Genomic DNA, 14370 nt, shown 5'->3' on the forward strand with positions numbered 1-14370 from the left:
TCTACCTCTCCGTCTCTCCTGCAAGGAGAGCTCCACTTTCTCCCCAAGCCCCTCTTCCTCAGGAAGCGGGGATGTAACCGCCCTCTGGTGCTCAGAACCGCTACGCTATAAGGTTGGCGGGGCATCAAAGCCCTCGCCATGTTTTGCGGGATGGGACCGCCTGGGGCATAAACAATGACGGAAAGGCTACATCCCAATTGCAAAGACGGCATTATAGCATAACGTCACTACTGAAATCTTTGGTTGTATCATTGTTATAAATTTAATAACATAAACACACTACCCAGTTGTTCCAGCAGCTTCCACTGCCAGAACAGCCTCGGGACTTATCGAGTTATAAAAAATAATCTTAAGTATCTATTGTGTGTTTCGTATGGTATCATTGAAGGGCTCACTCTGCTCTCAAGGATTCTATCTCGAATCTTTGGAAGCTTGCCTTGTAGCCGCCTTCCATCGGGCAGGGATCGTCGGGATAGACTTTGTGATACTCCTCTTCTATGTTGTCCAGATAGTCCATTATCAGCATCACCTTGTCTCTGGTGCTGTGACACTTCTTCAGCGAAGAACGAAGCAGGCAGTAGGACTGGGTATGACTGGCATAACCCTCTTAGACATGCTTGACTGAATCCTCATTCATGTGGCCAGCAACCTTTAAGGTGCGTACCACATTAGTACTGTCGCCGAGGATGGTATCCGTCAAAGCGCCCAGTGCCTTTTGTGTTTTTGTAAATCGTTTCATTTCTTAATATATTTAAAAATTCTACTATTTTTCGTTAAGCTATCGTAAATTCACCGCATTTTTGTACCTATATATGTAGGTACAGGATTCTTGGCGGTCTCAACCTTTTTTCTTAAATTCGCAGCAGCTTTCAAGAACGAGAGCTGAAGCAATCTTAAGTTACCGAATGGTGAACAGCGGGGTGAACACTTGCCCCAAGCATTCACCTTTTCGACTCAGGGGTGAACCCTAGTAAAAAGAACTTTGTATATACAGCGCATGCTAGAAATATAAGAGTCTATATTATAATGGGTTATATAGTGTTTTTAACACATTATTAACGCTAAAGGTTGGCATCGGGGTTCACCCTTCACCGACTTCATCGCCAAGTGTTCACCCACACTCTTTCGTAGAGTACGTTGCAAACAACAAAATAATATAAACAACTGCAATTTTTAAACAAAATGAAAAAAGAACAAAACAACAACAGCATGAATGGGACAGCTACGATGCCATCGTACTTCCCTTGTATCAAATCTTCGGAGAGCCATCCACTCGCCGACTTCCTAAAACCTACCTACATGTTCCAGCTCGACTTCGACCATGTGAAGAAGGAAGATATGGTCATAGAGAAGGAACCTATCGAGCTGAACAGCGACGCTGCCGTCGATCCTACGGATACTTTCGGGGACTAAGTATCTTACTTTCGACCCGTAAGTATGTTACTTTCAACCCGTAAGTATAATACTTAAACATCAAAAGCTATATGGATATAAGAAGCTATACGAAGCAGGAACTGGCTCTGCTCTATTTCCCCGATTCGTCACCCATGGTGGCAAGTGCTCATCTGATGCGTTGGATTTGTCGCAATCCCGACCTTCTGAAGAAGCTTCATGAAAGCGGATACGACAAGAACTGCAAGGAATTCACACCTATGCAAACTTCCTATATTATCTATTTTCTCGGCGAACCATAGGCTTCCAAGTATGAGAAAGTATGAGAAAGTGTGAGCAAGTATGAGAAAGTATGAAGTGGCGTTTTCAGATTTCGTATCTTTGCATTGTCATTCAAAGAGGATGATGCTCCTGCCCCATCGGGGGTAGAAGGATACTATCACTAAATTAACCACTTTATGATTCAGTACGTGTTAAAAAAGAACATCAATGAGAAGATGCCGAATGCCTATGGCAAGTTCTTCGCCTATCCGGTCATCACTCAGACCTACGACATCGACCAGCTCGTAGATCACATGGCAAGTCACAACACCCCATTTTCGCGAGGAGCGATTAAGGGTATGATTACCGACATGGTAGCGTGCATCCGAGAGTTGGTGCTCCAGGGCATCGCAGTGAAGATTGCCGACCTCGCCATCCTCTCCATTGGTATCAAGAACAAGGCGGGAGCCGCTACCGAGAAGGAGTTCACCATTGCCAAGAACATCGAGGGCTTGAAGATTAGAGCGCGTGGCACGGGCGATTTCAGTTGCCTGAATCTCAGCCTCGACGGAACGCTGAAGAAGGCCTCTGCCCTGTTAGGGGATGGCACCACCACGGATACCAACCCGGATACCGGGAAGGATACCCCTGGTGGCGACAACACCGACCAGGGCGGTAGCGGAACCACTGGAGGCTCAGATGTAGGCATATAGTCCTAGCCTCCTGGCATCTGAAACAAGAGAAAGCGCATCGGCAGGATGCAGTCCGGAGTAATCCGAGGGCACATCAGGAATGAAATTCAACATTGTCAAATCATCGCCCTGAACGGATGCTTGCTCGTCCTGCCCGCTTCCTTCTTGGTCTCCCACACGGATCTCACGGATCTCACGGATTTTTTTTCGTTGCAAGCAACGGTACTCACCAAGCCTCACAGGAAAGATTCCATAGGAGTCAAAATCCGTGAGATCTGTGAGATCTGTGAGAAAAGTAATCACTAATCATTAATTACTAATTAACATGAAAAAGGAAACTATCAAGAAAGTAATCAACTTCGTCATCACTGTCCTCACTGCCGTCCTCAGCGCCTTCTGTGTGCAGAGCTGCGCCAGCCTCTAAGTCGCACACGGAAAATCCGTGAGATCTGTGAGATCCGTGTGCAAAATTAAACATTTATCCTTTAAAATCCAAAGAATCCTATGAAGAATCAAAGAAAAATCAATCTGATCGTGGTACATTGCAGTGCCACACGTGTTAACCAGGACTTCCCGGTAGAAGCATTGGAAGCCTGCCACAAGGCAAGAGGCTTCAAGAGCATCGGCTACCACTACTACATTACGAAGGATGGCGTGGTCTATCCCTGCCGTCCAGAAACCGAGGTGGGGGCTCACGCCCGCCACTACAACGCCCACAGCATCGGAATCTGCTACGAGGGTGGTCTTGACGAGAAAGGCAAGCCTGCCGATACTCGCACTCCAGCCCAGAAGGAATCTCTGGAAGACCTCCTCTACAGTCTCGCCCTCGACTATCCTGGTGCCGAGATACTAGGTCATCACGACCTCCCCTGGGTTCGCAAGAGCTGTCCTTGCTTCGATGTCAAGGAATGGCTGAAGGAAATCGACTTCCATCTCTAGAAAATGCTCCTCATCTGAAAACAGATGGGGAGTTTTTTTCGAATCCCTCCGTCTCCCTTTAGCCAAAGGGAGCTCCACCTTTCTCACCAAGCCTCTCTTCAATGGTCTTTACACCCCCTTCGGTTCCCCCGTTCCCGGTGGACAGAAACCTCAGGAACGAGAGGATGTAACCGCCCTCCGGTGCTCAGAACCGCTACGCTATAAGGTTGGCAGGGCATCAAAGCCCTCGCCATGTTTTGCGGGATGGGACCGCCTTATTATTAGAGCATTTGCTTAGAAGAACGGCGAATCAATCTATATCCATAATTATCTGCTACAGCGTTTTGTAAAAGGTGGATGCTTGGGACAGGAATATCTATATATTCATGCAAAGCATCACGACTTTCAATGAACAATTTATAGATACCATCATGCTCTCCAACAATAGCTTTAAATTTAAACCATGCGCCTTTTATAGAAAACATATCTAAGTACAATTCTGGATCATATGTAAATTCTAAATTCTTCAGTTCGATTTCTGTCGTAGCAACTTCTTTAACTAAAGCCCATTTTTCCTTAGTGTCAACAGTGAATATTGAGTTATCATCTATATCTTTGAAATCTGAAGATATAGCCTCATGATCAATACGTATAACCTCGCATCGTATTGGGGTATTATTTTCTTTAAGTACCACATCTACATAATTACCAATTCTTAAATCTTCTATTCTCATATTATTAAATTATTATAGGACAGAAAGGATGAGGCGTGCTCTTATGAGAACGCCATCTATTTCTGTTTTGATTATATTCATTGGTTTAACTTTTGTTCTTAAAAATAAGAAGTTCTAAAATCATCCCGTCCTTCTTTACCATTAAAGAAGGTGATTCTTCGAAAACCTACCCGTCCTTCCTTACCCTTAAGGAAGGCTCCACCTTTCTCACTAAGCCTCTCTTTCCTCAGGAACGAGAGGATGTAGCTGGCTACGCTATAGCCTCCGCCAGAGTTCTGGTATCGTCAGCGAAGCCTGTGCCCTAAAGGGCTGACGATGATAGCTTACGCAATAGAATTGCGAGTATTTGTCAGCTGGCGCATCAACTGTTCTAACTACCCATATTCTTTTTGATATTAGCAATATCTCTTTTGATAGAATCCAATTCTAACTTTATTGGCTTAGGAATTCCTTTTTGCCAATCTACACATCCTTCATAATCTATGCTAAACAGAACATGTTCTACAGAATCTACCAAACTATATACATATTCCGGATTATCAACTAACTTTACTCCTGTCTCGTCAATCCGTTTGGTTAACTTTTCCACTTTACTATGCATTCTCTTTGACTCTAATGCAGACTGTAACCCTAAAACAAGTCCAATAACAAACTGAGTTATACTTAACGAGAGATTTCTCTCCATCCAATAGCAGATAAATGAAACTGTAAGAGAAAGCACCAATAAACATCCCGGAGTATACTTGCTACAAAAACATCTATAAAAGAAATCTTTCATATATTTCATTGCTTTAAAAGTATATCACCATTACAGCGTCACCACTATATTACAAGTAGTTACACCTATCAGTTTTTTGAAAAAAGTTATTTTGTATCGTTTGTTGGGTTAAGGATTGCTAAGCACACTCCTTCACCTTATCTGTTCTTTCAACATGGTAACGATTTGCCCCACCTGTCTTTAAGAGTTCAATACTCTATTGGGGCAGACTTTGCCCTATCATTCTCTCCAGATACCCATATAGTTCATCTTCCACATTGCTATAGTCGCAATAGGGACTATCGTCGTTAAGCATATCTTCCATACGAGAATCACCCCAGGCTAACTCCAGGTCACCAAAAAGACGATGATGCTTATTGGTCAGCAACAGATGGAAATCCATTGCCTCCTTCGTCTGCCAAGAAATATCTGGATGCTGGCGCAAATGACAGTACAGATGACGTAGCACATCTAAGAATAGAACGACACTTGTCTGAACTCCACCACACCAATATGAATCAAACCACCTTTCATGTTTTCTACATGCCTTACCTAAATGGTCGAACAAACAGAAGATTAAAGAAATGGCTTCCTGATATTGCTTGTTGCGGATATACTCATGTACATTATGAATGAATGGGAACAGACTTCGGGAAACTTCCCGCTCTTCTTCACGAACTATTGCTGCATCAAAAGCGGCAGAAACTTCAGCTTGATGTTCAGACTCAAACTTATTCCATTTGCAACTACACCATTTCTTGATGCTTTCCATCGCTGGTCGATATTCCTTATAGCCTCGCTCCTTCCACTCTTCCAGGATATCAAAAACCATCTGATTCAAATCATAAGGGGTGGTCTTGCAGTCATTGCGATACCAATCGTTATAGCATTCGTAGTAGCCATCCACAAACCATTCATTACGGAACCAGAAATGGCAATCCTCCATGTAATTCATCTCAAAAAGGAGATGAAGATACTTGAGCTGGTCTATATCCAGACCATCCAGTTTTGATTTCAGGTTTCTGAGATAGAAACGTGATTGAGCAGGTTTTGTTTTAGCAGCCTCCACTTTCACTTTAGCCGCAGCATATCGCTGTTCGACATAGGGAGCAAATGACTCACTTATCTCATCCAGCATCACAAATCCATCCTTGCCTTTGTTTGCATTATTGACCACTACCCAAACCATACATTTCAAATGGTGATATTTGAGCAAGTGACGTTTCCAAAGAACATTTTCCTTGCCACTTGATATGATATCGTGAGCAAGGACAATCTCCTCATCATCTAATATCGATACCATTTCTTCGGGATGTGATACGACATAGGATGATATATAATCTGCCATCTTCTCTTTCGACCAAGACATTGGAATCTTCAAGGCTATATCTTGTCCAATAGCCACAAGATTGTCTTTAGAAAGCATCTGTAAACAAGAAGAATATCTCTTCGTTGTATCGTACGTCGAAGAATGAAATGTAATATAGTAACGGGTAGCCATTTTTTATTATTTTGTTCCTCATTGCAGTATCGCTCTGCACTTGTCGCCACTCGAATGAGGAATATAATTTTATTAACCTATGCTTGACTTATAGATAAACATTACAACACACAAAATGATTCTGCTTCCTTACCGGTTCTGCGGCGATGGTCATCACGCATTCGCTTTTCCATTTGTGCTATGTATTCTGCCTTTCGTTCCCTAGAAGTCTTGAAGGGACGTATAAAATCTGCTCTTTTTTCTTCTATGTTCATAACGTAAGCTTCTTATTAATTATTGTATTGTTTTTTTCGAAAACCTACCTTCAATAGTCTTTACGACCCCTTCGGTTCCCCTTGTAGGGGACAGAAACCTTCCTTACCCTTAAGGAAGGCTCCACTATTCTCACCAAGCCTCTCTTCAATGGTCTTTACACCCCCTTCGGTTCCCCCGTTCCCGGTGGACAGAAACCTCAGGAACGAGAGGATGTAACCGCCCTCCGGTGCTCGGAACCGCTACGCTTTATGGTTGGCGGGGCATCAAAACCCTCGCCAGATTGTACGGGATGGGACCGCCTGGGGATAACTTGCTATAAACTTGGTAGGACAGGCTAGGACTTGTGCTTCACTTCTCAACCTTTAAGGTAATCTCATCACCAAAAGTCAAGATGACACGCTTGGCGTTCTCCTGCTCTAAGGTCTGCACCTGATTCTCAAGCCAAAGGCTCATGAAGGAAAGGTCAGGATGGTACAAATCCGTATAGCGATAGACTTCCGGGAAACCATGAACTTGATCCGTGGCTGTAATTTCCAAGAAATATTGAGGGGCTGGCGAGGTACTTTTCCTCGTCAGTACCACTTGCTTAAGATCTAACATTTCCATATACTCTATTCGATTTTTTGCAAGAATGCTTTAGGAATATATCCTGTCGTAACAGCACACAACCCCTTGATACTCACATAAAGTTTATGATCTTTTTTGATACGGACGACATAGCCTTCCGCTCCTTTCAAAGGACCTTCAATAACTCTGAACTTGTCTCCTTTGGTAAACTTCGGATTATACTCATCATAAAAATCCAGTCCTTCAACACCAGAAGTTGCCACAATATTGAAGATTTTCACTTCGCGTTCTGAAATTTTAGAAGGTTCTTTCAAGTTCTCTGAATTTTTGCCACGATAGAGCATCACTTTATTGAGAAACATACGCTCCATCTCTTCTGCTTCTATTCTCGTGGTACGGAAAAGAATGAGAGATGGCATAATGGGAACTTCCTTCACCAATTTCTTTTTCTTATTCTTGTCCCAATATTCTTGTTTCACATCATAAATATGTTCTATCTCATTGGTAACGAAATATGCCTTGATAGGCTTTCCTTTCCCAAAAAATATCTTGAATGCATACCAACTCTTCTCGTTGTCTGGTTGTATCATTGTTTATTTTTTTCTATTTTGATCAGGGTGTACTTCTCATTCCCCCGTGTCGTGAAATCATGTTTCAAAACACTTGGCAAGAAAGGGTTGGTTAGTCTATTCCCAATAACGGAAACCTCTAATCACAGACGTACTCCTGATCCAAGAGCATGATAGTCTGCAACCCTTGGAATGATTAGCTGTCCGATTCCTTTGTCCTCAAAATCCTTCCCTCAATCACTCCCGTTCTTCTGAATCTCTACATAAGAGATACAGAATCACCTTGCAAAAATACGAAAAATGTTGGAAACAAGCAAATTATGCGTGTTAAAAAATTAATATTGTTCTATAAAAATCAACATTTTTTTACTATTCTTTTAATACATAAATTCCTAAGTCGTTGATTGAACGAAAGTTTTCGGCATTTCTGTATCTCTTATGTAAAGATTCAGAAAAATTGGTTCATTTTGGTTCATTTTTCGAAAACCCTCTTTTTATTCTTTTTTGTGGCTCATAGGGCTGCCAGTATCTTGGCGTTGGCATCATCCACTTCTGAGCTTTTGATGGAGCGGAGATAGATTTGTGTGGTGGTTTCGGAATGATGTCCCAATGCCTCGCTGATAACGGAGATAGAGACATCATTGTCTCTTGCCGCCGTTGCCCAGGAATGGCGGGCGATATAGAGGGTAAGTTTGCCCTTGATGCCTATCTTAGTTCCTAGCTTCCTGAGGTGGTAGGAGATACGGGCTTCCGCATTGTGATACAGGCGCGCCTCTTCCTGCATTTTGTCAATAGTTTTATCCTGTCTTTTGTTTCCATCATCAACAAGGAAAGGAAAGAGATAAGATGAGGAGGCGGTCTGCGCCTGGTACTTTTCCATCAACTCCTGCATCTCCTTCTCCCATCGGATGGTGAGGCGCTGTCTTGTCTTGCTTCGGGTGTAATAAAGATAACCGTCCTTGAGGTCGGATTTGCGGAGATGTGCCAGGTCGATGAAAGAGATACCACGCAGATAGAAACTCATCAGGAATGTATCTCTTGCCATCTCTTCCTTGGGAGTGAGATCCTTGACAGATTGCAGACTCTTGATCTGGCTGACTTCCTCTGTAGGTATGGCTCTCTTGCGGGTTTGGGCAATACCGGTATAGACATCCGTAAAGGGATGCTGCTGTGGCGTCAGTCCCTTTGCCACAGCTTTGTTATAGGTGGCACGGAGGATGCGGAGATAGAAGGAGCTGGTGTTTCTGCATACCTCCACCGTATGATGCAGATATGCCTCATACGAGCGCATCACTTCTGCATCTATCTCTTTTAGGGCAATATCCTTGTTATCCCGGTATCGCTTAAAGCTGTTGAGGGTTGCCTTGTAATGCAGCGAGGTGCGGTATTGCCCGTTCTTCAGCAACAGGGCGATGAGGAGGTTCATGAACTGGAATAACGACTCTGATGTTTTCTTGTTTCTTGCCATAACGATTGTGTATTTATGAAGTTTATTAATATATGATAGGGGCACCTCTGTCTCTATTCAAGAAACAAAGATGCCCCTATATAATATATTAATCAGCTGATATTCTGCTTTTTGTCTTACAAACTCTCACCAAAATCTTTTCTGAACTTCTCTGCTAGTTCTTCCTGCCAATAACCTACTTCCTTCAGGCGACCAAAGAAGAAATCAGAATACGAATCCTGCATTGATGTAGAATCCTACATTCTTGCCCAGGTTGGAATAATTGGCCTGAATGCTTACCGGACCCAGGACGAAATCATAGGATGCCCGCAAGGCTCCTCCCCACAAATCATCACCGATGAGAATATGGGAATCCGGATGCTTCCTATGTGGTAGGCTTCTGTATGCGATGGTTTCTGTAGCCTGCCGTGTTTCCAGTCTTGCCATGTTTCATTTGTTGGCAACGAAACCTTCCTTTTCTTGGAAAGAGGAATATGAACGATATATTTCTCTCTTTCTTCTTTAGAAAGGAATGTCTCTGATTCCCTTTTCACCTGATCGCTCAGCAGGAGGCTGCAGGGATTGCGGAGATTGCATAGGTTGCAAAACTTGCGGATATTGCAAAGCTTGCTGGGCTTGCATAGGCGTATGCCACAAGAAGCCGAGCAGGAACAATAAACATAATGTCATTCTTTGACGTACCATCATATTGCTCAGGGTTTTAAAGAATAACTGACACGGCAAAGATACGAAGAAAGAATGGTACTAGCAAGTAAAACTACGATAAAATTGAAAATCCCCCTATTTTTCTTGCGAAATCAAAATATTCGTCGTATCTTTGCAGAAAGAATTTATGAATCCACTTGAAAAAGTGGATTCAAATATAGAAAATAAGAAATCAAATAAATCATCATCATAATAATATTAACAATCATAATTTATGGCTAACTTACAACAATCAGCAACTCATTTTGCAGATACCAAACCCCATTATGCACTGCTCGACGGATTGCGAGGCGTGGCAGCATTGCTCGTGGTGTGGTATCATGTGTTCGAAGGCTACCAGTTTGCATCCGGCTCAGCCATCATCCAGGAGATCAACCACGGCTATCTGGCGGTTGACTTCTTCTTCATTCTTTCCGGTTTCGTCATCGGCTACGCCTATGATGACCGTTGGGGAAAGACATTGACACTGGGAAAATTCTTCAAGCGCCGCCTCATCCGCCTGCATCCGATGGTAGTGATGGGTGCCTTGATAGGATTCGTAATGTTCATCCTTCAGGGAGCCGTAACCTGGAACGGCACACCGGCTCCGATACCTGCGATGATGATAGCCCTGCTCTGCGCCATGCTGATGATTCCCGCCCTGCCAGGTGGCGGATACGAGGTAAGAGGCAATGGCGAAATGTTTCCGCTCAACGGCCCCGCCTGGTCGCTCTTCTTCGAGTACATCGGCAACATCCTCTATGCCCTTTTCATCCGGAGGCTCTCCACCAGGGCTCTGGCTATTCTCGCCGGAATCCTATCCATCCTGCTGCTTTGGTTCACGGCTACGGATGTATGCGGATATGGCATGTTTGGTGTGGGCTGGACGCTCGATGGTCTCAACTTCTGGGGTGGACTTCTGCGCATGCTCTGCCCGTTTACGATAGGAATGCTGCTGTCCCGTGTTTTTCATCGCATCCAGTTCAAGGTAAAGGGTGCGTTCTGGATCAGTTCCATCATTCTTCTCCTGCTCTTCCACGTACCTTATATAGAGAGCATGGTTGGCGGCAGTAGTGTGGGCAGCGTTGATGGCATCATGGAGAATGGCATCATGCTGAATGGTGTTTTCGAAGCAGTGTGCATCATTCTGATTTTCCCGGCGATAGTATGGCTGGGAGCGAGCGGAACAACAACCGACCGTTTCAGTACCCGCATCTGCACGTTCCTTGGCGACATCTCCTTCCCGCTCTATATCGTACACTATCCGTGCATGTATTACTTCTATTCGTGGCTCATCGAGAAGCAGCTCTTCACGCTTGGTGAAACCTGGCCCGAGGCACTCATCACCTGTGCGGTTTCGATAGCAGCAGCCTGGCTCTGTCTGAAGTTCTACGACCTGCCAGTGCGCAGATGGCTGGCGAAGAAATAAAGAATCGCCACCTTTTTTATATTATCCCCCATTTTTTCTTGCGAAATCAAAATATTCGTCGTATCTTTGCAGAAAGAAATTGCAGAAAGGTGGATGGCTCACAAAAAGCTATCCTGAAAACATAGGAGATCAGATTATGACAGATACAGAAATGAACGATAGAAGATTGCCGGTAGGTATCCAGTCTTTTGAGAAAATAAGAAAAGAAGGATACCTCTATGTTGACAAAACGGATATGATATGGAAACTTGCTCATAGCAACAAGACTTATCATTACCTGAGCCGCCCACGCCGCTTCGGTAAGTCGATTCTCGTGGATACACTCCAGGCTTACTTCGAGGGGAAAAAGGAACTCTTCGAAGGATTGAAGGTGATGGAGCTGGAGAAAGACTGGACCTGCTATCCTGTCATTCGACTCGACATGAGTTGCGGAGGAGCTACCCCCGAAGAACTCAACTCCTATCTCGATGATGCTTTCTATAAACTCGAACAGAAGTATGAGGTAGCCGTGCGCCCGGAGGCTTCCCTTGCCGTCCGCTTCCAAAACATCATCGAAACAATGTTTCAGAAAACCGGGAAACAGGCGGTTATCCTCATCGATGAGTATGATTCTCCATTGCAGCATTCCTGGAAGACTCCAGAGCATGATGCCTGCACAGCCATCTATAAATCTGTGTTTGCCGTCTTGAAAAAAAAGGACGAGCACGAGCGTTTCGTCTTCATCACGGGCATTACCAAGTTTACGCAGATTTCTCTCTTCTCTGTGCTTAACAATCTGAGCAACATCAGTTTTGATGCACCTTACGCCACCATCTGCGGCATTTCGAAACAGGAAGCTGCCGACAACTTCATACCTGAGATTGAGGCAATGGGAGAAGAAAACGGATGGATTCCTGAGGAGACGCTGAAGCAGCTCACAGCGTTTTACGACGGATATCATTTCTGCAGCGATAACATGGTAGATATATTCAATCCGTTCAGCCTCATCAATGCCCTGGAGGATAGGAAATTGAGAAATTACTGGGCTTCATCTGGCGCCACTTCCCTATTGCCAAAGTTCGTGGATGACATGGAAATGAAGATGGAATATTTTGACCACTGCTTCATCGAGGGCGATACCCTGGAGACATCGGACGTGGTGAATGGCGGAGCCGAGCTCTTCCTCTACCAGTCGGGGTATCTCACCATCAAGGGTTACGATGATGGCGTTTACATCCTGGGCTTCCCTAACTTTGAAGTTCGCAAGGCATTATACCGGGTAGTGGTTCCTGCCCTGACCATGAAGTCGAATTCGGAAGTGGTTTCTGCGCAGAGCTTTCTCAGAAAAATGATGCAAGACGGCAATACCGCTGAAGCCAAGAAGGCATTGAAGGCTCTAATCGCCGATGTTCCATACAGCAACAAGAAGATGGCTAGCATGGATATGGAGGAGCGTTACCGACTGATAATGAGCACGATATTCAGAGCCTTGGGATTTAGGGTGGAAGTAGAGAGAATGCTGGCCACTGGCAGAATAGACATGATTGTGGAGGTTCCGTCCATTATCTACGTCCTGAAACTGAAGCTATCTAACAATGGCGGCATTTCTGCTGCCGAGAGCCAGATAAAGGAAAAGAGCTACACAGAACCATTCAAGGCCGACAAGCGCAAGGTCATCACCCTGGCAGTGGAACTCGATGAAACAGGCAAGGGATTGATAGATTGGAAAGAAGTGGATGAGTCTTTGTAAAATACAACTCCAAACAAACATCCCGCCAGATGTCCTACCGGATTCAAAATCCGTTGGGACACCTGGCGGGTTCTTTTGTTTATCATAAAGACTAATGATACTCCTTTCTTTCTATCCTTCCTGACCCGCATGTTCAGCTTACGAGGATCTTGGCGCATATCCCAGAGATCCACCAGCCAGAGGATATCTTTCTCTTCATTGTAGAAATAGATAATCTTGAAGTTCTTCATGATGATGGCACCACGAAACTTTCTCCATTTCTGCAATTCAGGTACAAACGGATAACTCTCAGGCATCAACCTCAGCTGATATTTAATACCAATCAAGCTATCAATCCACTTTTTGGCTGTTTTTCTGCCGAATTCCAACAAAGCGTAATCTACACATTTGTCAAATTCGCTATCAAACAAATCATCTGCCTTTATCTCCATTGCGCAATCTTCTGTTCTAATCTTGCAATCAAATCATCCACTGGATGACCATAGTTCGGGTCATCTAAATGCTTGTCTATTTCAGCGCAATGCTCCATCACCTGCTCCAGCGAGCGCCCCATAGGATAGGAATCAGTGTCGTAAGCCTCATCCCATGATACGGATGATACAGATGAAGCTGATGATGCCATAGAACGATAAGCAGGCGATGGCTCACATACCTTATCCCCTGCAATCTTCGATTCCTCGATATGATATTTCTTTTCCTCCATAATTCATTCTTTTTTAAGTTCTACATAATCATTTATATTTTGAGACTGAGAACCTTTTTGGATTCTGTCTCATATCCCAAATGTCAACAATATGCACCACATCCAAGGATTCATCATAATAATAAACCAACTTGAAATTACGCATAAAATTAGCACCCCGAAGCAAATAACTAAACTTTGGAGCACCAAGAAAAGGGGGTTTACCTTCAGGATATTTTTTCAGGAAGTTCTGAATTTTCATCAGTTCTTCTTTCCATCTTCGAGCTGTTTTCTTGCCAAAATTCTCATAAGCATCGATAATATACTGGCGTTCCTTTTCTTCATACAGCTTGTGGACAACTATCTCAGCCAAGGGAATTCCTCATATAAACGTTCATTAAAGGCATCAACAGATTCCCATTTAGAAGGATCATCCTTAATGGTTTCACAATAATCTATACTATCCAAAAGACCCTCATAGCTAAAATGATTTTTAAGAACAGGAATTTCATCTTTCTGCTCTATCCCAGAATCAATCACGTGATGAGATACAGACTCTGATGCAACAGATGCATAGGCTGGCGATGGCTCACAGACCTTATCCCCTGCAATCTTCGATTCCTCGATATGATATTTCTTTTCCTCCATATTTCTTTCGCTTTTAAAGTTCCACGTTTTTAACTTCCGGATGATTCCGAACCCTCTATAAATCAGAATCCTCACCCTTCAAGT

General features: G+C 43.8%; 23 protein-coding genes. 7 read left to right on the forward strand and 16 right to left on the reverse strand.

Going from position 1 to position 14370, the window contains the following annotated elements; genetic code table 11:
* Positions 1-391: 391 nt before the first annotated feature.
* Positions 392-526 (reverse strand): hypothetical protein, encoded by a 135-nt coding sequence (locus ACTQ53_RS07700; RefSeq protein ID WP_441932645.1) that lies wholly within the window; start codon positions 524-526, stop codon positions 392-394.
* Positions 527-607: 81 nt separating this feature from the next.
* Positions 608-739 carry a hypothetical protein gene (locus tag ACTQ53_RS07705; RefSeq protein ID WP_256626130.1) on the reverse strand — a complete coding sequence of 44 codons (132 nt, stop codon included), beginning with the start codon at positions 737-739 and terminating at the stop codon, positions 608-610.
* Between the two features lie 443 nt (positions 740-1182).
* Between ACTQ53_RS07705 and ACTQ53_RS07710 the strand changes: the two genes are divergently transcribed.
* The 3 genes from ACTQ53_RS07710 to ACTQ53_RS07720 all read left to right on the forward strand — a co-directional run bounded on the left by ACTQ53_RS07710 (position 1183) and on the right by ACTQ53_RS07720 (position 2366).
* The gene (locus tag ACTQ53_RS07710; RefSeq protein ID WP_441932646.1) at positions 1183-1413 is read left to right on the forward strand and encodes a hypothetical protein; all 231 of its coding nucleotides are present in this window, start codon (positions 1183-1185) and stop codon (positions 1411-1413) included.
* A 71-nt stretch (positions 1414-1484) separates the two neighbouring features.
* The gene (locus ACTQ53_RS07715; RefSeq protein ID WP_441932647.1) at positions 1485-1694 is read left to right on the forward strand and encodes a DUF4248 domain-containing protein; all 210 of its coding nucleotides are present in this window, start codon (positions 1485-1487) and stop codon (positions 1692-1694) included.
* Positions 1695-1850: 156 nt separating this feature from the next.
* On the forward strand, positions 1851-2366 hold the full coding sequence (locus ACTQ53_RS07720; RefSeq protein WP_441932648.1) for an HU family DNA-binding protein: 516 nt from the start codon (positions 1851-1853) through the stop codon (positions 2364-2366).
* On the opposite strand, the gene ACTQ53_RS07725 is transcribed toward ACTQ53_RS07720, so the two are convergent.
* Complete coding sequence (locus ACTQ53_RS07725) at positions 2349-2561, reverse strand: hypothetical protein (protein ID WP_441932649.1); 213 nt, start codon at positions 2559-2561, stop codon at positions 2349-2351. The two genes, ACTQ53_RS07720 and ACTQ53_RS07725, sit on opposite strands and share 18 nt — an antisense overlap.
* Positions 2562-2670: 109 nt before the next feature.
* Here ACTQ53_RS07725 and ACTQ53_RS07730 point away from each other — a divergent pair, with 109 nt between their 5' ends.
* Both ACTQ53_RS07730 and ACTQ53_RS07735 read left to right on the forward strand, forming a co-directional pair.
* The gene (locus ACTQ53_RS07730; protein ID WP_441932650.1) at positions 2671-2769 is read left to right on the forward strand and encodes a smalltalk protein; all 99 of its coding nucleotides are present in this window, start codon (positions 2671-2673) and stop codon (positions 2767-2769) included.
* A gap of 80 nt (positions 2770-2849) precedes the next feature.
* The gene (locus ACTQ53_RS07735; RefSeq protein WP_441932651.1) at positions 2850-3284 is read left to right on the forward strand and encodes an N-acetylmuramoyl-L-alanine amidase; all 435 of its coding nucleotides are present in this window, start codon (positions 2850-2852) and stop codon (positions 3282-3284) included.
* Positions 3285-3544: 260 nt separating this feature from the next.
* On the opposite strand, the gene ACTQ53_RS07740 is transcribed toward ACTQ53_RS07735, so the two are convergent.
* From ACTQ53_RS07740 to ACTQ53_RS07780, 9 genes are all read right to left on the reverse strand, one after another.
* Positions 3545-3997 (reverse strand): hypothetical protein, encoded by a 453-nt coding sequence (locus ACTQ53_RS07740; protein ID WP_441932652.1) that lies wholly within the window; start codon positions 3995-3997, stop codon positions 3545-3547.
* A 370-nt stretch (positions 3998-4367) separates the two neighbouring features.
* Complete coding sequence (locus tag ACTQ53_RS07745) at positions 4368-4784, reverse strand: hypothetical protein (protein ID WP_287621995.1); 417 nt, start codon at positions 4782-4784, stop codon at positions 4368-4370.
* A 187-nt stretch (positions 4785-4971) separates the two neighbouring features.
* Complete coding sequence (locus ACTQ53_RS07750) at positions 4972-6159, reverse strand: hypothetical protein (RefSeq protein ID WP_441932653.1); 1188 nt, start codon at positions 6157-6159, stop codon at positions 4972-4974.
* Positions 6160-6356: 197 nt separating this feature from the next.
* Entirely contained in the window at positions 6357-6509 is a 153-nt protein-coding gene (locus ACTQ53_RS07755; protein WP_441932654.1) for an ABC transporter ATP-binding protein, read from the reverse strand.
* Positions 6510-6858: 349 nt separating this feature from the next.
* Positions 6859-7110: a hypothetical protein gene (locus ACTQ53_RS07760; RefSeq protein ID WP_295346478.1), complete on the reverse strand. Its 252-nt coding sequence runs from the start codon at positions 7108-7110 to the stop codon at positions 6859-6861.
* 11 nt (positions 7111-7121) lie between these two features.
* Positions 7122-7667, reverse strand: coding sequence for a UpxY family transcription antiterminator (locus ACTQ53_RS07765; protein WP_441932655.1), 546 nt, complete (start codon positions 7665-7667; stop codon positions 7122-7124).
* A gap of 490 nt (positions 7668-8157) precedes the next feature.
* A complete protein-coding gene (locus ACTQ53_RS07770) occupies positions 8158-9114 on the reverse strand; it encodes a tyrosine-type recombinase/integrase (RefSeq protein WP_441932656.1) in 957 nt (318 codons plus the stop codon).
* Positions 9115-9318: 204 nt separating this feature from the next.
* The gene (locus tag ACTQ53_RS07775; protein ID WP_441932657.1) at positions 9319-9540 is read right to left on the reverse strand and encodes a hypothetical protein; all 222 of its coding nucleotides are present in this window, start codon (positions 9538-9540) and stop codon (positions 9319-9321) included.
* A gap of 75 nt (positions 9541-9615) precedes the next feature.
* Positions 9616-9801: a hypothetical protein gene (locus tag ACTQ53_RS07780; protein ID WP_441932658.1), complete on the reverse strand. Its 186-nt coding sequence runs from the start codon at positions 9799-9801 to the stop codon at positions 9616-9618.
* Positions 9802-10033: 232 nt separating this feature from the next.
* Here ACTQ53_RS07780 and ACTQ53_RS07785 point away from each other — a divergent pair, with 232 nt between their 5' ends.
* Both ACTQ53_RS07785 and ACTQ53_RS07790 read left to right on the forward strand, forming a co-directional pair.
* Positions 10034-11227, forward strand: a complete 1194-nt coding sequence (locus ACTQ53_RS07785; protein WP_441932659.1) for an acyltransferase family protein — start codon at positions 10034-10036, stop codon at positions 11225-11227.
* A gap of 136 nt (positions 11228-11363) precedes the next feature.
* Entirely contained in the window at positions 11364-12956 is a 1593-nt protein-coding gene (locus ACTQ53_RS07790; protein WP_441932660.1) for an AAA family ATPase, read from the forward strand.
* On the opposite strand, the gene ACTQ53_RS07795 is transcribed toward ACTQ53_RS07790, so the two are convergent.
* The 4 genes from ACTQ53_RS07795 to ACTQ53_RS07810 are packed head-to-tail and all read right to left on the reverse strand — an operon-like array spanning position 12845 to position 14286.
* On the reverse strand, positions 12845-13387 hold the full coding sequence (locus ACTQ53_RS07795) for a type II toxin-antitoxin system RelE/ParE family toxin (RefSeq protein ID WP_441932661.1): 543 nt from the start codon (positions 13385-13387) through the stop codon (positions 12845-12847). The two genes, ACTQ53_RS07790 and ACTQ53_RS07795, sit on opposite strands and share 112 nt — an antisense overlap.
* Positions 13378-13659, reverse strand: coding sequence for a hypothetical protein (locus tag ACTQ53_RS07800; RefSeq protein WP_441932662.1), 282 nt, complete (start codon positions 13657-13659; stop codon positions 13378-13380). The genes ACTQ53_RS07795 and ACTQ53_RS07800 overlap by 10 nt, the downstream gene beginning before the upstream one ends.
* A gap of 28 nt (positions 13660-13687) precedes the next feature.
* A complete protein-coding gene (locus tag ACTQ53_RS07805) occupies positions 13688-14011 on the reverse strand; it encodes a type II toxin-antitoxin system RelE/ParE family toxin (protein ID WP_294968350.1) in 324 nt (107 codons plus the stop codon).
* A complete protein-coding gene (locus ACTQ53_RS07810; RefSeq protein WP_295346718.1) occupies positions 13999-14286 on the reverse strand; it encodes a hypothetical protein in 288 nt (95 codons plus the stop codon). The genes ACTQ53_RS07805 and ACTQ53_RS07810 overlap by 13 nt, the downstream gene beginning before the upstream one ends.
* Between the last annotated feature and the right edge of the window lie 84 nt (positions 14287-14370).

Source organism: Prevotella sp. Sow4_E9_plate (genome assembly GCF_052116205.1).
Taxonomy (GTDB): domain Bacteria; phylum Bacteroidota; class Bacteroidia; order Bacteroidales; family Bacteroidaceae; genus Prevotella.